Origin of the sequence: Thetidibacter halocola, from assembly GCF_018224955.1 — a bacterium.
Lineage (GTDB): Bacteria > Pseudomonadota > Alphaproteobacteria > Rhodobacterales > Rhodobacteraceae > Thetidibacter > Thetidibacter halocola.
This window is the reverse complement of record NZ_JAGTUU010000007.1, coordinates 12855-30708: the sequence shown is the minus strand read 5'-3', so window position 1 is coordinate 30708 and position 17854 is coordinate 12855. Positions and strand designations below refer to the sequence as shown.

General features: G+C 66.3%; 16 protein-coding genes. 8 read left to right on the top strand and 8 right to left on the bottom strand.

The features are described 5' to 3' along the window. Positions 1 to 16 precede the first annotated feature (16 nt). Positions 17 to 391 (top strand): rhodanese-like domain-containing protein, encoded by a 375-nt coding sequence (locus tag KB874_RS16605; RefSeq protein WP_212537682.1) that lies wholly within the window; start codon positions 17 to 19, stop codon positions 389 to 391. A gap of 9 nt (positions 392 to 400) precedes the next feature. Here the strand turns inward: KB874_RS16605 and KB874_RS16600 are convergent, their stop codons facing one another. The 3 genes from KB874_RS16600 to KB874_RS16590 all read right to left on the bottom strand — a co-directional run bounded on the left by KB874_RS16600 (position 401) and on the right by KB874_RS16590 (position 3618). Next, on the bottom strand, positions 401 to 1351 hold the full coding sequence (locus KB874_RS16600) for a DUF1194 domain-containing protein (protein ID WP_212537681.1): 951 nt from the start codon (positions 1349 to 1351) through the stop codon (positions 401 to 403). 84 nt (positions 1352 to 1435) lie between these two features. Beyond that, positions 1436 to 2830 (bottom strand): aspartate aminotransferase family protein, encoded by a 1395-nt coding sequence (locus KB874_RS16595; protein WP_212537680.1) that lies wholly within the window; start codon positions 2828 to 2830, stop codon positions 1436 to 1438. A gap of 128 nt (positions 2831 to 2958) precedes the next feature. Beyond that, complete coding sequence (locus KB874_RS16590; protein ID WP_212537679.1) at positions 2959 to 3618, bottom strand: GntR family transcriptional regulator; 660 nt, start codon at positions 3616 to 3618, stop codon at positions 2959 to 2961. 152 nt (positions 3619 to 3770) lie between these two features. On the opposite strand from KB874_RS16590, the gene KB874_RS16585 reads away from it, so the two are divergent. From KB874_RS16585 to KB874_RS16565, 5 genes are all read left to right on the top strand, one after another. Beyond that, positions 3771 to 4853, top strand: coding sequence for a polyamine ABC transporter substrate-binding protein (locus KB874_RS16585; protein WP_212537678.1), 1083 nt, complete (start codon positions 3771 to 3773; stop codon positions 4851 to 4853). Between the two features lie 60 nt (positions 4854 to 4913). Then, on the top strand, positions 4914 to 6320 hold the full coding sequence (locus KB874_RS16580; protein ID WP_212537677.1) for an ABC transporter ATP-binding protein: 1407 nt from the start codon (positions 4914 to 4916) through the stop codon (positions 6318 to 6320). Further along, the gene (locus tag KB874_RS16575) at positions 6320 to 7210 is read left to right on the top strand and encodes an ABC transporter permease subunit (protein WP_212537676.1); all 891 of its coding nucleotides are present in this window, start codon (positions 6320 to 6322) and stop codon (positions 7208 to 7210) included. The genes KB874_RS16580 and KB874_RS16575 overlap by 1 nt, the downstream gene beginning before the upstream one ends. A gap of 94 nt (positions 7211 to 7304) precedes the next feature. Then, a complete protein-coding gene (locus KB874_RS16570) occupies positions 7305 to 8123 on the top strand; it encodes an ABC transporter permease (RefSeq protein ID WP_212537675.1) in 819 nt (272 codons plus the stop codon). Next, positions 8120 to 9442 carry an NAD(P)/FAD-dependent oxidoreductase gene (locus KB874_RS16565; protein WP_212537674.1) on the top strand — a complete coding sequence of 441 codons (1323 nt, stop codon included), beginning with the start codon at positions 8120 to 8122 and terminating at the stop codon, positions 9440 to 9442. Before KB874_RS16570 ends, KB874_RS16565 begins: the two co-directional genes overlap by 4 nt. Before the next feature lie 36 nt (positions 9443 to 9478). Here KB874_RS16565 and KB874_RS16560 read toward each other — a convergent pair whose 3' ends face one another. Genes KB874_RS16560 through ilvD form a run of 4 tightly spaced genes read right to left on the bottom strand, consistent with a single transcriptional unit; the run spans position 9479 to position 13219 of the window. Further along, complete coding sequence (locus tag KB874_RS16560; protein ID WP_212537673.1) at positions 9479 to 9862, bottom strand: hypothetical protein; 384 nt, start codon at positions 9860 to 9862, stop codon at positions 9479 to 9481. Between the two features lie 11 nt (positions 9863 to 9873). After that, entirely contained in the window at positions 9874 to 10647 is a 774-nt protein-coding gene (locus tag KB874_RS16555; protein WP_212537672.1) for a DUF6478 family protein, read from the bottom strand. Positions 10648 to 10702: 55 nt separating this feature from the next. Further along, the gene (locus KB874_RS16550; protein WP_212537671.1) at positions 10703 to 11449 is read right to left on the bottom strand and encodes a dihydroxy-acid dehydratase; all 747 of its coding nucleotides are present in this window, start codon (positions 11447 to 11449) and stop codon (positions 10703 to 10705) included. A gap of 6 nt (positions 11450 to 11455) precedes the next feature. After that, the gene (ilvD, locus tag KB874_RS16545) at positions 11456 to 13219 is read right to left on the bottom strand and encodes a dihydroxy-acid dehydratase (protein ID WP_212537670.1); all 1764 of its coding nucleotides are present in this window, start codon (positions 13217 to 13219) and stop codon (positions 11456 to 11458) included. A 183-nt stretch (positions 13220 to 13402) separates the two neighbouring features. Here ilvD and KB874_RS16540 point away from each other — a divergent pair, with 183 nt between their 5' ends. Further along, positions 13403 to 15955: a sensor domain-containing protein gene (locus tag KB874_RS16540; RefSeq protein ID WP_212537669.1), complete on the top strand. Its 2553-nt coding sequence runs from the start codon at positions 13403 to 13405 to the stop codon at positions 15953 to 15955. Positions 15956 to 16001: 46 nt separating this feature from the next. Beyond that, positions 16002 to 16940 (top strand): fatty acid desaturase family protein, encoded by a 939-nt coding sequence (locus tag KB874_RS16535; protein ID WP_212537668.1) that lies wholly within the window; start codon positions 16002 to 16004, stop codon positions 16938 to 16940. On the opposite strand, the gene KB874_RS16530 is transcribed toward KB874_RS16535, so the two are convergent. Then, positions 16919 to 17776 (bottom strand): sulfotransferase, encoded by an 858-nt coding sequence (locus tag KB874_RS16530; RefSeq protein ID WP_212537667.1) that lies wholly within the window; start codon positions 17774 to 17776, stop codon positions 16919 to 16921. The two genes, KB874_RS16535 and KB874_RS16530, sit on opposite strands and share 22 nt — an antisense overlap. Positions 17777 to 17854 lie beyond the last annotated feature (78 nt).

The following is a 17854-nucleotide window of genomic DNA, read 5'->3' as shown; positions in this document are numbered from 1 at the left end:
GAAGGGGAGACACGGGATGAAGACCGAGCAGGTGGGCGACGCCCTTTTCGAAACCTGGACCGTGGACGAGGTCGAAACGGCCCTGAACAACCATGAAATCGTGTTGATCGACGTGCGCACCCCGCAGGAATACATGTTCGAGCATGTCGAGGGCGCGCTGCTGATGCCGATGGCCTTCTTCAAGGCCGACGCCCTGCCAGGCCAGACCGACAAGCGCATCGTGTTTCATTGCGGCTCGGGTGTCCGGTCGGAAAAGGTCAGCCGCGCCGCGATCGAGGCCGGGATGGCCCGCGTTGCCCATATGGAGGGCGGCTTTGGCGCATGGAAGGGGGCGAAGAAGCCCTATATCGGCACCAACATGTCCACCGGCGCGCCGCACCGGGTGGCATGACGCCTCCACTCAGCGCGCGGCCAGCAGCGGATTGACCATGCCCGAGGCGCAGTCGATCCTCGGAGCGTCCACCACGGGGTCCGCGCCCAAGTCGATTCGGAACTGCGCCGGGCGGACCCGTTCGACCGGACTGGGATCACCGCCCAGCGCCTGTGCAACGCGTTGCCGGTCAGACGGCGGCAGCCCCGCCAGTTCGAGGATCAGCTTGGCGCGCAGGGCCTGTTCCACGTCCTTCCAGCCGCGCGCCAGGATGTGAAACGCGCCCGGCCCGCCGATGACGCAATCGGCAAAGAATATCTCCAGCCGCTGTTCCTGATTGTCGAGCCCGATGGCGTAACCATCCGTGGCCGGAGGGCCGACCGCGATGGGCAGGCCGTTGATGATAATACCTTGCGCCAGCAGACCGTCGCGCATGGTGTCCACATGGAGTCCGTCGTTGCTGACCCCGTCGGCCGAGATGTCGATCACGGTCGAGCGCGCGGCGAAGCCGGACGCGCGCAGCGCCTCGGCCGCGCGGGCCAGAGCATTGCCCATCGCGGTGGTGCCGTCATAGATGCCGTAATCCATCACGTGGGCGGCGACAGGCGCATCCGCCATCGCCCCGATCTGGGCGGCAAAGGCCTGCATCTCGTCGGGCGAGCCGATGGCGCGCACCGGCAGCGCCAGGTTCTGGTAGCCCGGTCCCGACCATTCCATGTAGCCCAGCGCGATGCGCCCGCTGCGCCCGCCCAGCGCGGCGCGCATCACCAGAGGATCGGCCAGAGCGCGGGCATAGGCCATGCGCTGGAACCGGCGTTCATCGGCATCAACCGAGGACGACACGTCGACGGCCAGCATCAGCGCCACGTCGACCATGCCGGGAGGCTCCATCGCGGCGGGCGTCGGTGCGCCCGCGCGTGAGGCAGAGGGCAACGCCAGCAGACAGGCCGCCAGAGCCGCGCAGATCCGTAACCAAGTCATGGGTCGCCTCCTGATGCGAACCCACCCGCCCCGTGATGATCGGACGGTATAACCCGGACGGTCTTAACACCGGATGAAGACGGCTCAAGCCGACTTCATCATGCCTTCGGCCTTCAGCTTGGCATGGGTCTCGTCCAGGCACTGCCAGGCGCGGTCGATCAGCGTGTCGATCTCGGATTTCGAAATCACCAGCGCCGGCGACAGGATCATGCGGTCATAGACATGGCGCATGATCAGGTTGTTGGCAAAGCACCGCTCGCGGCAGATCAGGCCGACCGTGCCGGCCTCGGAGGCGAAGGCCGCGCGCGACGCCTTGTCTGGCGTCAGCGCGATCGATCCCATCATGCCGACGATCTTGGCCTCGCCGACCAGCGGATGCTCGGCCAGCGCCTCGAATTTCGTCTTGAGATAGGGCGCGGTGTCCTCGCGGACGCGATCGACGATGCCGTCCTCTTCGAGGATGCGCAGGTTCTCAAGCGCCACGGCGCAGGCCACGGGATGGCCGGAATAGGTGTAGCCGTGGTTGAACTCCATGCTGCCGATCACCTCGGCCACCTCGTCGGACACGATCGAGCCGCCGATCGGCTGATAGCCCGAGGACAGGCCCTTGGCGATGGTCATGATGTCAGGCTGGATGCCGAGGGTCTGGCTGCCGAACCAGTTGCCGGTCCGGCCGAACCCGCAGATCACCTCGTCAGCGATCAGCAGGATACCGTATTTCTTCACGATTCGCTGGATTTCCGGCCAGTAGCTGTCAGGCGCGACGATCACGCCACCGGCGCCCTGCACCGGCTCGGCGATGAAGGCCGCGACGTTTTCCGGCCCCAGTTCAAGGATCTTGGCCTCCAGCTGGCGGGCACGCTCAAGCCCGAATTCCTCGGGCGACAGATCGCCACCCTCGGACCACCAGTTGGGCTGGTCGATATGGGCGATGCCGGGGATCGTCGGGACGCCCTGGGTGTGCATCGGCTTCATCCCGCCAAGGCTGCCTGCGCCCACAGTCGAACCGTGATAGCCGTTCCAGCGCGAGATGATCCACTGTCGCTCAGGCTGGCCCTTCTGCATCCAGTAGGCGCGCACCATGCGCAGGTTGGTATCATTCGCCTCGGACCCCGAGCCGGCGAAGAACACGTGGTTCAGAGTGCCCGGCGCCAGTTCGGCCAGCTTGGTGGACAGCGCGATGGCGGGCACGTGGCTGGTCTGGAAGAAGGTGTTGTAGAACGGCAGTTCCATCATCTGGCGGTGCGCCGCGTCGGCCAGTTCGCGCCGGCCGTAGCCCACGTTCACGCACCACAGCCCGGCCATGCCATCGAGGATGCGGTTGCCCTCGCTGTCCGTCAGCCAGCAGCCCTCGGCCCGCGTGATGATGCGCGCGCCCTTCTTGTTCAGTGCCGCTGCATGGGTGAACGGGTGCAGGTGATGGGCGGCGTCCAGGGCCTGCAACTCGGCGGTGGGCGTATTGGTCGAGATCACGTTCATGGCTGCCTCCGAAAGCTTTGCGCGCAGAATATGATCAAATTGTTCCGTGTCAATCGAATCACGCGTTGCGGGGCCGCGACGCCACGGCGCAGAGTTGGGTCGGCCCAAGACCCGCGAAACGCCCGGATTCAAAGCGAGGCGCGGATCAGATCCATTCCCTGAAGCACGTCCAACCGCACTGCTTCGGCGGCCGCCATCGCGTTGCGTGCCGCCAGCGCGGCAAGCAGATCCTTGTGCCGATCCGGCAGGTTGCGGGTTCCCACCTGGCCGCAGACGACCCGCAGGCTGGGGCCGAAACGCAACCAAAGGCTGTCCACCAGCGCCCCCATGATCGGTGCTTGCGCCAACCCGTGCAGCTGGGCATGAAAGACGTGGTTTTCGCGCAGGTAAAGCGCGATGTCGCCGCGCGCGATGGCACGGTCCAGCCGTTCGTCCGTCTCGGCCAGAAGCGCCAGCGTGCCCGCGTCGACATTGGGCGCCGCCCGCGCGGCCAGCAGCGGTTCCAGTGCGACGCGCGCGATCGTCAACTCGTCGATCAACCCGTGATCCAGCATAGGAACGACGATCCGCCGGTTCCCTTGCGCGGCAAGCGCGCCCTCGGCCGTAAGGCGGCGCAGCGCCTCACGCACCGGGGTCATGCCCGCCCCCAGCGTCTCGACCAGGCCCTGGATCGTCACCGGCTGCCCCGGCTCCATCTCGCCGAACAGGACCATCTCACGCAGCCTGCGATAGACCTGCTCATGTACGGGCGGGCCGGCGCGTCGCTCCTTGTCTGCCTCGTTATTCATCAGCTGCCTCCCGTTGTGGCACCCATGGCCCGGCGCCGCTTGCACATGGCGACGCTGCATGAAAACATTCCAGATGTTGCCAGATGGCGCAACATTTGATCAAATCGGAACCACAGGGGCGCCAACGACCCCGGGACCGAAGGGAGACCCATATGAAGACCCTCATGAGTTTTACCGCAACGCTTGCGCTGGTGGCCGGTGCCGCGGCAGCCGAGCAAGTGCGCGTCTACAACTGGTCGGACTACATCGACGAATCGCTGCTCGAGAAGTTCGAGCAGGAAACCGGGATCGATCTGATCTATGACGTGTTCGACAGCAACGAAGTGCTGGAAACCAAGATGCTGGCCGGCGGGTCGGGCTATGACGTCGTGGTGCCCAGCGGCACGTTCCTGCAGCGCCAGATCGAGGCCGGCGCCTTCCAGAAGCTGGACACGTCCAAGCTGCCGAACTTCGGCAACATGTGGGACGTGATCGCCAAGCGGACCGCGGTCTACGATCCGGGCAACGAATATTCGATCAACTACATGTGGGGCACGACCGGCATCGGCGTGAACGTCGGCAAGGTCAAGGAACTGCTGGGTGAAGATGCGCCGGTCGACAGCCTTGCGCTGATCTTCGACCCCGCAAACATGGAAAAGCTGGCTTCCTGCGGCGTTCACCTTCTGGATGCTCCGGTCGAGGTGGTGCCTGCTGCGCTGGCCTATGCCGGCATGAACCCCGACGCCAAGGATGATGAGGCACTGGCCAAGGCCGAAGAAGTCCTGATGGCAGTTCGCCCCTACATCCAGAAGTTCCACAGCTCGGAATACATCAACGCGCTGGCCAATGGCGACATCTGCGTGGCCTTCGGCTGGTCGGGCGACATCCTTCAGGCGCGCGACCGCGCGGCCGAGGCCAACAACGGCGTCGAGGTAGCCTACAACGCACCCTCCGAGGGCGCGCTGATGTGGTTCGACCAGATGGCCATCCCGGTCGATGCCCCGAACCCGGCAGCGGCCCACGTGTTCCTGAACTTCATCATGGACGCGCAGAACATGGCCGCGGCATCGAACTATGTCTACTACGCCAACGGCAACAAGGCGTCGCAGGAATTCCTGAACGAGGACGTGATCGGCGACACCGCGATCTACCCGAATGCGGCGGCGCTGGAAAACCTCTACACGACGACGCCCTTCCCACCGAAGGAACAGCGCTCGCTGACCCGCCTGTGGACGAAGATCAAGTCGGGCACCTGAGCCCATTATGGCCCGCGGTCGCTGAACCGCGGGCCTTTGCATGCCCGAAAGCTTGAAATCATGGCCCAATCCGTCTTTGCCCCCTGGGACGATCCAGAGCAGAAGCCGCTCATCCAGTTCGTGAACGTCACTAAGCGGTTCGGCGATTTCACCGCGATCGACGACCTGACGCTGGACATCTACGAAAAAGAATTCTTCGCCCTTCTCGGGCCATCCGGCTGCGGCAAGACGACGATGATGCGGATGCTCGCCGGGTTCGAGAACCCGACCAAGGGGCATATCCTGCTGAACGGCAAGGTCATCGACACCGTGCCGCCGAACAAGCGCGCCGTGAACATGATGTTTCAGAGCTACGCCCTGTTCCCGCATCTCTCGGTCTGGGACAATATCGCCTTCGGCCTGCGGCGCGAAAGCAAGGACAAGGACGCCATCGCCGCCCGCGTCGAGGAAATGCTGCGCCTGACCCGCCTGACCAAGTTCGCCAAGCGCAAGCCGCACCAGATCTCGGGCGGCCAGAGGCAGCGCGTGGCGCTGGCCCGCAGCCTCGCCAAGGCACCCAAGCTTTTGCTGCTGGACGAACCGCTGGGCGCGCTCGACCGCAAGCTGCGCGAAGAGACGCAGTTCGAGTTGATGGACATCCAGGAAAAGACCGGCACGACCTTCGTTATCGTCACCCACGATCAGGAAGAGGCGATGACCGTCGCCTCCCGCGTCGCGGTGATGGACGAGGGCCGTATCGTTCAGGTCGCGACGCCCCAGGTGATCTACGAGGCGCCGAATTCGGTTTATGTCGCGGATTTCATCGGCGACGTGAACCTGATCCGCGGCACCGCCAGCGCCCGCCCCGCGGCCCCTGCGGCAGAGACACCGATCGCGAAACCCGCTCCGAACGCTCCGCCGCCAGAGCCGGAGACCACCGCCGCCGAACCGGCGACCGACACGCAACCCGAGCCCAGGCCACAGCCAAACGCCCTTGGCGAATGGCTGCATGACACGCTTCTGACGCCGATCCTTGGCCAGCGCGATCCCGGCCCCAGGGCGCTGCCAGCCCCCACCGACGAAGAGCGCGCGGCCCACGCCGAAACCGCCGAAACCCCGGCAAGCCATGCCGAGGACATCCCCGCAGGCGGGTTGCAGATCGTCTGGGCTGACGACAAGCCGCCGCTTATCGCCGCCAATGGCGACGAAGCACTGGCGGGCAAGAAGGTCGTCCTGGCCCTGCGCCCGGAAAAGGTCGGCATCTCGAAAACCCGGCCCGACGCAGCCAATGCCATGCAGGGCAAGGTCATAGACATCGCCTATCTCGGCAACATCTCGACCTACCATGTCGAACTGCCCGGCGGCGCGATGATCAAGGCGCAGACCGCCAACACCCGCCGCATTTCCCGCCGCGACATCACCTGGGAAGACGACGTGTGGCTCAGCTTCACCGCCACCGCGGGCGTCGTGCTGGAGGACGTTTCCTGATGCGCCGCGCGGTCCTGATCGGCATTCCCTACCTGTGGCTGGTGGCGCTGTTCCTGGTGCCCTTCCTGATTGTGCTGAAGATCTCGCTCAGCGACATCGCGCTGGCGCGGCCGCCCTACATGCCTCAGCTCGACCTGTCCGAGGGGCTGTCGGGCCTGTTCGCCTTCCTCGCGGAACTGGATTTCGAGAATTTCGTCTTTCTCACCCAGGACTCGCTCTACTGGAAGGCCTATCTAAGCTCTCTCCAGATCGCCTTTACCGCCACCTTCATCACGCTTCTGGTCGGCTATCCCATTGCCTACGGCATGGCCCGCGCGGCGCAGGAATGGCGGCCCACCTTGCTGATGCTGGTGATCCTGCCCTTCTGGACCTCGTTCCTGATCCGCGTCTATTCATGGATGGGCATCCTGTCGAACGAAGGCGTGCTGAACCAACTCCTGTCCTGGCTCGGCGTGATCGACGCGCCGCTCCAGATCCTGAACACCAATACCGCCGTCTATATCGGCATCGTCTACACCTACCTGCCATTCATGATCCTGCCGATCTACTCGGCGCTGGAGAAGATGGACGAAAGCCTGCTCGAGGCCGCCGAGGATCTTGGCTGCTCGCGGCTTTCGGCCTTCTGGCTGGTCACCCTGCCGCTGTCGAAATCCGGCGTCATCGCGGGCTGCTTCCTCGTCTTCATCCCGACGCTGGGCGAATTCGTGATCCCCTCGCTGCTGGGAGGCTCCCAGACGCTGATGATCGGCAAGATCCTGTGGGAAGAGTTCTTCTCGAACCGCGACTGGCCGGTGGCCTCCGCCGTGGCGGTGATCCTGCTGTTGATCCTGATCATCCCGATCATCCTGTTCCAGCGCAACGAGCAGAAACAGCGCGAGGCCGAAGGATGACCCACGCGCATTGCTTCATCTTGCCGGAAAAACTCCGGGGGGAGCCGAAGGCGGGGGGCCGCGCCCGCCACCCCCGTCGCCACGGAGGGAAGACATGAAACGCTTTTCCTGGTTCAACGCCACGTCCCTGACGCTGGGCTTCGCCTTTCTCTACATGCCGATGATCATCCTGGTCATCTACAGCTTCAACGAAAGCCGACTGGTCACAGTCTGGGCCGGTTTCTCGACGAAATGGTATGGCGAACTGTTCCGCAATGCCGAATTCCTCGATGCCGCCTGGGTGACGGTGCAGGTCGCGGTGCTGTCCTCGACCTTCGCCACCGTGCTGGGCACGATGGCGGCGCATGTGCTGGTGAATGCCGGTCGGTTCAAGGGCCGCACGCTGTTCTCGGGCATGATCTATGCGCCGCTCGTCATGCCCGAGGTCATCACCGGCCTGTCGCTGCTGCTTCTGTTCATCGGCATCGGGTTGGAACGTGGAATCTTCACCGTCGTGTTGGCGCACACGACCTTTGCCATGTGCTATGTCTCGGTCGTGGTCTCGTCGCGGCTCGTCAGTTTCGACCGCTCGCTGGAAGAGGCCGCGCTCGACCTCGGCGCCACCCCGTGGGAGGCGTTCCGCCTTGTGACCCTGCCGATCATCGCCCCGGCGGTGATCTCGGGCTGGCTGTTGGCCTTCACCCTGTCGCTCGACGATCTCGTGATCGCCAGCTTCACCACCGGGCCGGGCGCCACCACGCTGCCGATCAAGGTCTTCTCAGCCGTGCGCCTCGGCGTCTCGCCAGAGATCAACGCGCTGTCGACCATCATGATCGCCATCGTGACGGTTGGCGTCGTCACCGCCTCGCTGATCTCGAAACGCACCGCCGTCGCCCGCGCCCGCGAGGAACAAGCCGCCGTCCGCTCGGAATGAAACGAATCTATGAGCCGGCCGCCTACGGCCCGCAGGGCGGCTGCTACTGGGCCGACACGGTTGCGCCGCTGCACTGGCCCGCGCTGGAGGGCGATGCGCAGGCCGATGTCGCGGTGATCGGCGGCGGCTTTACCGGCCTGTCCACGGCATTGCACCTCGCTCAGGCGGGAGTTTCCGTCGCATTGCTCGAGGCCGAGCATCCCGGCTGGGGCGCCTCGGGGCGGAACGGCGGCTTTTGCTGCCTTGGCGGCGCCAAGGCCAGCGCCGGGATGCTGCGCCGCCGCTTCGGCGATGACGGCTTGCGCGAGTGGCGCGCGACCGAGATGGCGGCAATCGACACCGTCCAGGACCTGCTCGAAGCTTACGCGATCGACGTCGACCGCCATTCGCAGGGCGAGACCCTGCTGGCCCATTCCCCGCGCGCGTGGGCCGCGATGCAGGACGGCGCGGCTGAGACTGCCGCGCTGTATGGCGTGATACCGACCCTCACCCCGCGCGAGGAACTGCGGCAGCAGGGGCTGGCGGGTGACTGGTTTGGCGCGCTGACCACGCCGCTGGGCTTCGCGCTGAACCCGCGCAAGCTGCATTCCGGTCTCGCCGGCGCCGCCTCGGCCGCTGGCGCGCGGCTTTGTGCGCACAGCCCGGTGACGGGTCTGCACCGCGAGGGCCGCGGCTGGCGCCTCGATACGCCGTCGGGCTCGGTGCGGGCCGACAAGGTTGTGCTGGCCACGAACGGCTATTCCTCCGAGGACCTGCCCGACTGGCTGCGCGCGCGCTACCTGCCGGTGCAATCCAGCGTCATCGTCACCCGCCCCCTTACCCAAGCCGAACAGGAGGCGCAGGGCTGGACCAGCGCGCAGATGGCCTATGACTCGCGCACGCTGCTGCATTACTTCCGCCTGATGCCGAACGGGCGCTTCTTGTTCGGGATGCGCGGCGGGCTGCGGGCGACGCCGCAGGCGCAAGAGGCGATCTCGCGCCGGATCCGCGCGGATTTCGCGCGGATGTTCCCGGCCTGGGCGGGGGTCGAGATCACGCATGAATGGTCAGGCCTGGTCTGCCTGATGGCGGGGCTGACCCCCTTTGTCGGAGCTGTTCCGGATCATCCCGGCCTGTTCGCCGGGATGGGGTTCCACGGCAATGGCGTGGCGATGGGATGCCATGCCGGACGGTTGCTGGCGTCCCTGGTGCAGGGCAGGTCGCCCGACGCGCCATACCCGACCGCCATGCGCGCCGTCCCCCGGCGCTTTCCGCTGGGTCGGGCGCGGCGCGCGCTGCTGGCGCCGGCCTATCTGCTGGCCGGCGCGCTCGACCTTTGAGCGCCAGGCGGTGTTTCGCCCCGCCGCGGCAAGCCCCTACCGCCCCTCCAGGCAGTGCCGGCGAAACGCGCGTTTCAGCATGTCCAGTTCGGCGCGCAGCAAGGCCATCTCGGCCTGCATGTCCTCGGACAGGGCGTCGCCGCCCAGCAGAGCGAAACTGTCCAGCACCGTGTCGGTCCTCATGTCGAGGATCAGAAAGGTCTGCACCCCGTCACCCACCGCCTCGACCGGGACGGGCACTTCCAGCACCCAGCGCCCCGGGGCGCCCGCGCCCGACACCGTGACGCCGCGCACCGGCGTTCCGTGGTAGGTCACGGCGATCTCCGGCTCTCGCGGATCGTCGGCGCCGGCCGCGAGCAAGCCTTCCCACATGCCGTTGCGGAACCGCGTCTTGGTCAGCGTGTAGCCCGATGCGCCCATTCCGCCCCCCGTCAGAACGCCGCCCGCTTGCGGCGCGAGAATGTCAGGTCGCGCAGGATAATCTGGTTCATCTGCGGCGACTCGAAGATCAGGTCCAGCCACATCCGCTCGACCCGCTTTTCGTTCAGTTTCGTATAGGCGAGATCGAACTCGACGAACACCTCGGCGTCCTGCACCGGCACCTCGCGCACGATCTGTTCGGTGTTCGGCCCGTGGCGGATGTTCAGCCGCGCGAAGATCTCGATCTTCTTTTCCAACTCGACAATGGTGTCGACCCGCACAAGGTGCTCACGTCCCAGACCATCCGCGGCGGCCTCGGGCATGTCGACGGCCAGCGACAGGTAGGAGCCGTCGAAGCGGAACACCTCGAGCCGCATGCCATAGGCGGCCAGGTCGCGTTCGGCGGTGTTGCGCAACTGGCGCAGCGCGATCTCGGCGCGCGGGCAGTCGTGAAACAGCGCGACCTCGGCCCCCAGTTTCGATTTCGACGGTACCGAGGCGAGACCCGGCACCGCCAGCGGCCCGCACCACAATTCCGGGCGCCAGGCCCAGTCAGAGCCGCGCGGCCGCGGAAAAGCCTGGGTGCCGATCATCGGCAAGGCAAGCCGCGCGTCGGATACGTGGATCACCTGGTCCAGTTGCGCCCTGAGCAGCCGGGCGCGGTTGCGCTGGTCGCGCAGTGCCATCGGATCCGCCTTCCAGGCCAGCCGTGCCCGGCGCCGCCAGCGCCGCAGCGCCGCGAGGTCGACGGTCCGGTCAAGCCATCCCTGACGCTCGATTGTCATGTCCCCGCAACTGCCCTTCCGTCGCCCCGGTAGAGACCTGCGCCCCCGGGCACCATCATGGCAAATCCTGACGATTGAATAAACGCCCGAGCAACCCCGGCGGGCTGCCCGCGTCCGCTGCTTTCGGCGGGGCCGCGCCACCGCTGCCCGACGCGATGGAGGCGCGCACCCGGTCCAGCATGACGCCGCCCTCGGCCCCGGCCAGGTCGCTGCCCGCCGGCGCATAGAGCGCAAGGCCCACCAGGTGACCCGATTGCACGAAGGCGCCGCGCCAATGGCGGCTGTCGCCGCCCGGCAGGACCTCTCCACCGCCACCGGCCAGGTGCGCGGTGACCATGTCCTTGCCGCTCTGTCCCGACACGATCGGCTCTCCCAGCGCGTCTGCGAGGGCCTGCGGCGACGGCAGATCCTCGGCCGTTCCACGCGGGCCGAGGGCCACGGTGACGATCATCGGGGGCACCTGCGTGGCCACCGCCCCGCCCGTCAGGATCCGGCAGGAGGCGATCACGGCAAAGCCGCGCTGCGCCTGCGCCGTAATGGGATCGATGCAATAACCGGGCGGCGGCGTGACGACGACCGTGCCCCGTGCCATCCGCACGCGCGCCAGCGGTCGCGGCATGCGCGGCCGCGTGGCGGTGTCGTCCTGCGCGGCGCCCTCCGCCCCGGCGGCAGGTGCGGCAAGGGCGGCGAACAGGCCGCCGCCCCCGGATTGCGCGCTGTCAGAGCCCGAGTCGGACACGACCCCGGCGCAGCCCGCCAGAACCAGGCAACCCGCCCCGAGGATCCGGCCCAGCCCTGTCATCCGCGGTCAGAGATCCGCGTAGACGTGCTTTTCCGCCTGCCCGCCGGGATGCGTGACCGCGCCCTTGTAGGTCTCGCCGACCAGCTGGGCATATTTCCACAGAGCGCCAGAGGCATAGATCGTGTCGCGTGGACCCTTCCAGTCAGCCTTGCGCGTCGCCAGTTCCGCATCGCTCAGCGCAACGGACAGCTCGCCCTTGATCGCGTCGATGGTAATCATGTCGCCATCCTTGAGCAACGCGATGGGCCCGCCATGCGCTGCCTCGGGGCCGACATGGCCAACGCAAAAGCCCCGCGTCGCACCCGAGAAGCGCCCGTCGGTGATCAGCGCCACCTTCTTGCCCATGCCCTGGCCGGACAGGGCGGCCGTGGTGGCCAGCATCTCGCGCATTCCGGGGCCGCCTGCGGGACCCTCGTTGCGGATGACCAGCACCTCGCCTTCCTTGTAGGCGCGCGCCTTGACCGCGGCAAAGGCGTCTTCCTCGCATTCGAAGACACGGGCCGGACCGGTGAACACCTGCTCTTCCGCCTTCATGCCCGCCACCTTCACGATGGCGCCTTGCGGCGCGAGGTTGCCCTTCAGGCCGACCACGCCGCCGGTCTTGGTGATCGGCGTCTCGATCGGGTAGATCACGCGGCCATCGGCCTCGCGCGTGACGCGGTCGAGTTCCTCGCCCACGGTCTTGCCGCTGGCGGTCATGCAGTCCTCGTGGATCAGCCCCGCCTTGCGCAGTTCCTTCATCACCACCGGCACGCCGCCCGACTCGTAGAGATCCTTGGCGACATAGGCGCCGCCCGGCTTGAGGTCGACGAAATAGGGCGTGTCGCGGAAGATCTCGCACACGTCATCGAGGAAGAACTCGATCCCCGCCTCATGCGCGATGGCCGGCATGTGCAAGCCCGCGTTGGTCGACCCGCCGGTGCAGGCAACCACGCGCGCGGCGTTTTCCAGCGACTTGCGGGTGACGATGTCGCGGGCACGGATATTCATCTCGACCAGATCCATGACCGCGCGGCCCGACGCCTCGCCATACTGGTCGCGGCTCTCGTAGGGCGCGGGCATGCCGGAGGAGTTGAACAGCGCAAGCCCGATCGCCTCGGACACGCAGGCCATGGTGTTGGCGGTGAACTGGCCTCCGCAGGCGCCCGCGCTGGGGCAGGCCACGCGTTCGAGGATGTCCAGCGCCGCGTCGGACAGCTGGTGGTTCTGATGCTTTCCCACCGCTTCGAACATGTCCTGCACGGTCAGGTCGCGGTTGCGGTATTCCTCGGGGACGTCCGGGACGCTCGGCGCGCGGCCCGGCAGGATCGAGCCGCCATAGATGAAGACCGACGGCACGTTCAGGCGCACCATCGCCATCATCATGCCCGGCAGCGACTTGTCGCAGCCAGCAAGGCCCACGATGGCGTCGTAGCAATGGCCGCGCATCGTCAGCTCGACCGTGTCGGCGATCGCCTCGCGGCTGGCGAGCGAACTGCGCATGCCCTCGTGACCCATGGCGATGCCGTCGGTCACGGTGATGGTGGTGAATTCACGCGGGGTGCCGAAGCCCTGCTTGACCCCCATCTTCACGGCCTGCGCCTGCCGGTTCAGCGCGATGTTGCAGGGCGCGGCCTCGTTCCAGCAGGTGGCGACGCCGACCAGAGGCTGGTGGATCTCTTCCTCGGTCATGCCCATCGCATAGTAGTAGGACCGGTGCGGCGCGCGCTCTGGCCCCTCGGTCACGTGGCGGCTGGGCAGCTTGGACTTGTCGAACGGACGCTTGAGCATCGCGGTTTCCTCCCGAAGAACGTGTCGGCAATCGGAATAGCGAAGCGACTGCTGCGGCACAAGCGACAAGCGCGCGTCCGCGAACCCTAAACCTTTCCGCATTTTCCGGGTCAGCATCGGTGACGGTTTACCGAACGCCAAGAAGGGCGCGCTATCCCGGACGCTGTGCAAGGGGCAGACCGCATGAACCTGAAGGACCTGCTGGAGAACTACATCGAGCTGTCGCCCGACGCCGTGATGATCGCCCGGCGTGACAGCGTCGCGCACCGTTCCATCGTGCACTATGTCAACCCGGCCTTCCAGGCGGCCTTTGGCTGGTCGCCCGAGACCATCATCGGCCGACCCGCCGCCGAGACCCTGTCGCCCGACGCGCGCGAGGCGTTCTATGCCGACCTAAACGCCCGGCTGGCCGCCGGGCAGGATCATCTCGCGATCGAGACAAGCTGCGTCCGGGCCGACGGCTCGCCGTTCTGGGCAGTCCTGTCGATGCGCGTCCTGTATCAGCCCGACGGCAGCCTGATGATCGTCAGCACCCATCGCGACGTATCCGAGCTGAAGGAAAAGGAAAGGCGCGCCTCCGGCGCCCTGCTGGACAACGAACGCATGCTGGCCGAGCTGGAGGCCGTGCAGCAGCGTCTTGTCTCGGCGTTGGAATCCTACCCCGATCCCTTCGTGATCTACGACAAGTCCCTGTGCCTTGTGCAGTGCAACCAGGCCTACCGCAAGGCGATGGCCCGCGACCCCGACCGCATTCGCCCCGGCATGCCCGTGGCGGACGTGCTGAACATCGCCATCGACGACGGGTTGATCCTGCCACCCGAGGGTGATCGCGACAGGTTCGTCTCGGACATCCTGCAACACGGATGCATCAGCAAGACGGTGCTGGACATCGAGTTGGCCAATGACACCCATCACCGGATCCTGCGCAGCCGCAGCAGCGCGGGCGATCACGTCATCATCCGCGTGGACACGACCGAACTGGTGCGCCAGCGCCGCGCCGCCGAGGAAAGCCGCGCGCGGCTGATCAATGCGCTGAACGCCTATCCCGCGCCATTCGCCATCTACGATCGGGACAGGCTTCTGGTCACCTGCAACGAAAGCTATCTGCGTTCCTTCACCGACACGCCCGAGGAAATCTCGACCGGGATGCATGTGCGCGAGGTGCTGACGATCGGATTGCGCCACGGGCGTTTCCCCGACGCCCTCGGCCGCGAGGACGACTGGATCGCCGAAAAGCTGGACGCGAACATGGCGAACCGCCCGTTCGAGGATCTGGAACTGGCCGGCGACATCCATCAACGGGTGCTGCGCTCGCGCGCCGAGAACGGGGACATCCTTCTGGTGCGAATCGACACGACCGAACTGGTGCGCCAGCGCCGCAGCATCGAGGAATATGCCCGGATGCTGGAACAGGCCAACAAGGCCATCCTGCATGACGCTTTCCACGACCAGCTGACCGGGCTGGGCAACCGGCGATTCCTGCAAAACCAGTTCCGGCGGCTGTCGAAACGGCGCGAGTTCCGCGGAGGAGAGCTGGCCGCCCTGCATGTCGATCTCGACCGGTTCAAGCAGATCAACGACACGATCGGCCATGCCGCGGGCGACCATGTGCTGACCGTGGTCGCCGAACGGATCCGCGCCAACATCGCCAAGAGCGACGTCGTGGCGCGGATCGGCGGCGACGAGTTCGTGATCCTGCTCTATCTCTCCGAGACCGATCTTGACCGCCCCGAGGTGCTCGCGCGCACCCTGCTCGAGGCGCTGTCGCGCCCGACAGTGTTCGAGGGTCGCGAATGCCGGTTCGGCGCCTCGGTCGGCATTGCCCGCACCCCGCTGGCCGACGAAACGGACCTTCTGCCGGATTCCGACATCGCACTCTACAAGGCCAAGCGCGGCGGGCGCGGGCAATACGCCGTCTTCGACCAGTCCGACCTGAACGAGATGCGCCGGGTCAAGGCGGTGGCCGACGACATCATCCTTGCCCTCGAACGGGCAGAGTTCGTTCCCTACCTGCAGCCGCAGGTGGACGCGCACAGCGGAGCCTTCGTCGGGCTCGAGGCGCTGGCGCGCTGGCAGCACCCCGAACGCGGCATCCTGTCGCCGGACACGTTTCTGGATGTCGCGGCAGACCTGAACGTGCTGGCCGACATCGACCGGATGATCTTTGAAAAGGCCATCGACTCATGCGCCACATTGTTCCGGGACTGGCCTGACCCGCCATCACTGTCGTTCAATGTCAGCATCAAGCGTGTGCTATCCGGCGACATCGACCACATCGGCAGGACGGCGTCACGCTATCCGGGCAAGGTGGCGTTCGAGCTGCTGGAAACCATCTTTCTCGAAGAAGCCGATACCGAGTTCCTGATGAAGCTCGACCATTTCCGCGAGCTGGGATTGACGATCGAGGTCGACGATTTCGGCAGCGGCCGCGCATCCGTCGTGGCCTTGCAGCGGATCGCACCACACCGGCTGAAGATCGACAGCCGACTGGTCGCGCCCTTGACCGAAACCCCCAGCGCCGAACGCCTCGTCCGCTCGATCGTCGAGATCGGCCATGCGCTGGAAATCGGCGTAACGGCCGAAGGGGTCGAGACGCCGGAACAGGCACGGCTGCTGTCGAGGCTCGGTTGCGACCGGCTGCAGGGCTACCATTTCGGCGCGCCGATGGGCATCGACGATCTTGGCCGTTACGCGGCAAGGATCGCGGGCATGAAACGGACCGCGCGTCACGATTGACAGGCCTGGCCCCGCGCTGACACCCTTCCCGGAGGGAGGCAGCACCATGGCACTGGGAAAGGCCTATCTCAGCAGCGCGGAAATCCGGGACCTGTCGCAGCGGTCCGACCTGTGGGGCGCGTGGCTTGTGGTGCATTGCTGGGGTCTGATCTTGGGCGCGGCGGCGGTCTTTGCCGCCTTCCCGAACCTGTTGACCTGGCTCCTGGCGGTCATGGTCATCGGCTCGCGCCAGTTGGGCCTCGCCATCCTGATGCACGAGGCCGCGCACAACGCGCTGTTCCGCAACCGCCGCCTGAACGACTGGGCGGGAGAATGGCTCTGCGGCAGGCCGATCATCGCCGACCTGCCGGAATACCGCCACTATCACCTGACCCACCACCGCCACACCCAGACCGACCGCGACCCGGACCTGCAGCTGTCGAAGCCCTTTCCCACCACCCGTGCCAGCCTGCGCCGCAAGCTGATCCGCGACATCACCGGCCAGACCGGCGTGAAGCAGCGCGCGCAACAAGTCATGTTCGCCTTCAAGATGGCCGGCGAGACCGAGGCCGTCAGCAGCCAGGACCTTGCCCAGGCCTTCAGCGGGCCCGTGATCGGGCGCGCGATCCTCGCCAACGTGGTCCTGTTCGCCCTGTTCTGGGCGATTACGGGCGCCTGGTGGGGCTGGCTGGCACTATGGCTGGCGCCCCTGCTGACCTGGTTCCAGATGGTCCTGCGAATCCGCAACATCGCGGAACACGGTGCCGTCGAATTCTCCGACGATCCGTTCCGCAACACCCGCACGACGCTGGCCAACCCGATGGAGCGGCTGTTCCTCGCCCCCTACCGGGTGAACTACCACCTCGAGCATCACCTCGTGATGCATATCCCCGCCCATAACCTGCCCCGCCTGCACCGGCTGCTGGTGGAAAAGGGCCTGGGGCCCCGGATGACCACGGCGCGGGGATACGCGGATGTGCTGCGTCAGGCCTCGTCTCTGTCCTGAGTGTCCTCGCCCTCGTCCAGTTCCTCGCCCAGCCAATGGGCCAGGCCCCGGCGTGTGAAATAGTCGGAAATCTGTTTCTGGTTGGCGAACCGGTCGATCACCCGGTTCGCGCCCTGCTTGCGCAGCGGCGAGGCGATCTCGGCGTCGGTCGAGACGCCGAGAAACCGGCAGATCCGTTCGTGCGCCTCCGGCTTGAGCGAGGCGACGTATTCCAGCCGCAGCACCTTGTTCGGCGTGGACCGGAGCCATTGCGAGGCGAGGAAGTCGCTGGTTGCCAGGTCGTGCCAGCGCTGGCTGATGCGGCGCGGTCCCACGATCAGGCGCCCGTTTTCGTCGATGTCGCGGATCGTCGGGACCAGATTGGGCCGTTCCTTGCGTCCCAGGACGAACAGGCCCTGATAGACGATCCGCACCCGGCGCATGACGCGCCGCAAGGGGGTATTGGCCACCTCGTTGTCGACCCATTCCCGCGTCTGGTTCGCCTTGATCAGCGAGGCCACCTGCGCCAGCTTGTTGGCGCGGCGGATGTAGATGATCCGGATGTCGGGGTTCCGGGAAATCCACTTCAGCACGGCGATGTCATGCCCCAGCATGAACTTGAAACCTGCGGCCCGCGCACCCTCGGCCTCTGCCTGTTCAAAGAACGCTTCGGCCGCGCGCCTGGGCGCGGCGTCGCGCGCCAGGATGGCGTCGTCGCCGGCGTCGTTCGTCATGCCCATCATGATGTAGGGATTGAACAGCTCGCCCGCACAGATCACGTCCGGATGCGAATCCAGCAAGGTGGTCAGATGCGTCGTGCCGCTTCGCGGCTGTCCGAGAATAATGAAACGCTGCATGGAGCTTACCACCGACCGAGGATCAGCGCGTCTTAACCCGGTCCCTGTCCGCGCTCAACCCGGCGCGCCTGCCCGATT

Bases quoted from the DNA above. Each gene is read 5' to 3' on its own strand.
- KB874_RS16605 (WP_212537682.1), top strand. From the start codon at position 17: ATGAAGACCGAGCAGGTGGGCGACGCCCTTTTCGAAACCTGGACCGTG.
- KB874_RS16600 (WP_212537681.1), bottom strand. From the start codon at position 1,351: ATGACTTGGTTACGGATCTGCGCGGCTCTGGCGGCCTGTCTGCTGGCG.
- KB874_RS16595 (WP_212537680.1), bottom strand. From the start codon at position 2,830: ATGAACGTGATCTCGACCAATACGCCCACCGCCGAGTTGCAGGCCCTG.
- KB874_RS16590 (WP_212537679.1), bottom strand. From the start codon at position 3,618: ATGAATAACGAGGCAGACAAGGAGCGACGCGCCGGCCCGCCCGTACAT.
- KB874_RS16585 (WP_212537678.1), top strand. From the start codon at position 3,771: ATGAAGACCCTCATGAGTTTTACCGCAACGCTTGCGCTGGTGGCCGGT.
- KB874_RS16580 (WP_212537677.1), top strand. From the start codon at position 4,914: ATGGCCCAATCCGTCTTTGCCCCCTGGGACGATCCAGAGCAGAAGCCG.
- KB874_RS16575 (WP_212537676.1), top strand. From the start codon at position 6,320: ATGCGCCGCGCGGTCCTGATCGGCATTCCCTACCTGTGGCTGGTGGCG.
- KB874_RS16570 (WP_212537675.1), top strand. From the start codon at position 7,305: ATGAAACGCTTTTCCTGGTTCAACGCCACGTCCCTGACGCTGGGCTTC.
- KB874_RS16565 (WP_212537674.1), top strand. From the start codon at position 8,120: ATGAAACGAATCTATGAGCCGGCCGCCTACGGCCCGCAGGGCGGCTGC.
- KB874_RS16560 (WP_212537673.1), bottom strand. From the start codon at position 9,862: ATGGGCGCATCGGGCTACACGCTGACCAAGACGCGGTTCCGCAACGGC.
- KB874_RS16555 (WP_212537672.1), bottom strand. From the start codon at position 10,647: ATGACAATCGAGCGTCAGGGATGGCTTGACCGGACCGTCGACCTCGCG.
- KB874_RS16550 (WP_212537671.1), bottom strand. From the start codon at position 11,449: ATGACAGGGCTGGGCCGGATCCTCGGGGCGGGTTGCCTGGTTCTGGCG.
- ilvD (WP_212537670.1), bottom strand. From the start codon at position 13,219: ATGCTCAAGCGTCCGTTCGACAAGTCCAAGCTGCCCAGCCGCCACGTG.
- KB874_RS16540 (WP_212537669.1), top strand. From the start codon at position 13,403: ATGAACCTGAAGGACCTGCTGGAGAACTACATCGAGCTGTCGCCCGAC.
- KB874_RS16535 (WP_212537668.1), top strand. From the start codon at position 16,002: ATGGCACTGGGAAAGGCCTATCTCAGCAGCGCGGAAATCCGGGACCTG.
- KB874_RS16530 (WP_212537667.1), bottom strand. From the start codon at position 17,776: ATGCAGCGTTTCATTATTCTCGGACAGCCGCGAAGCGGCACGACGCAT.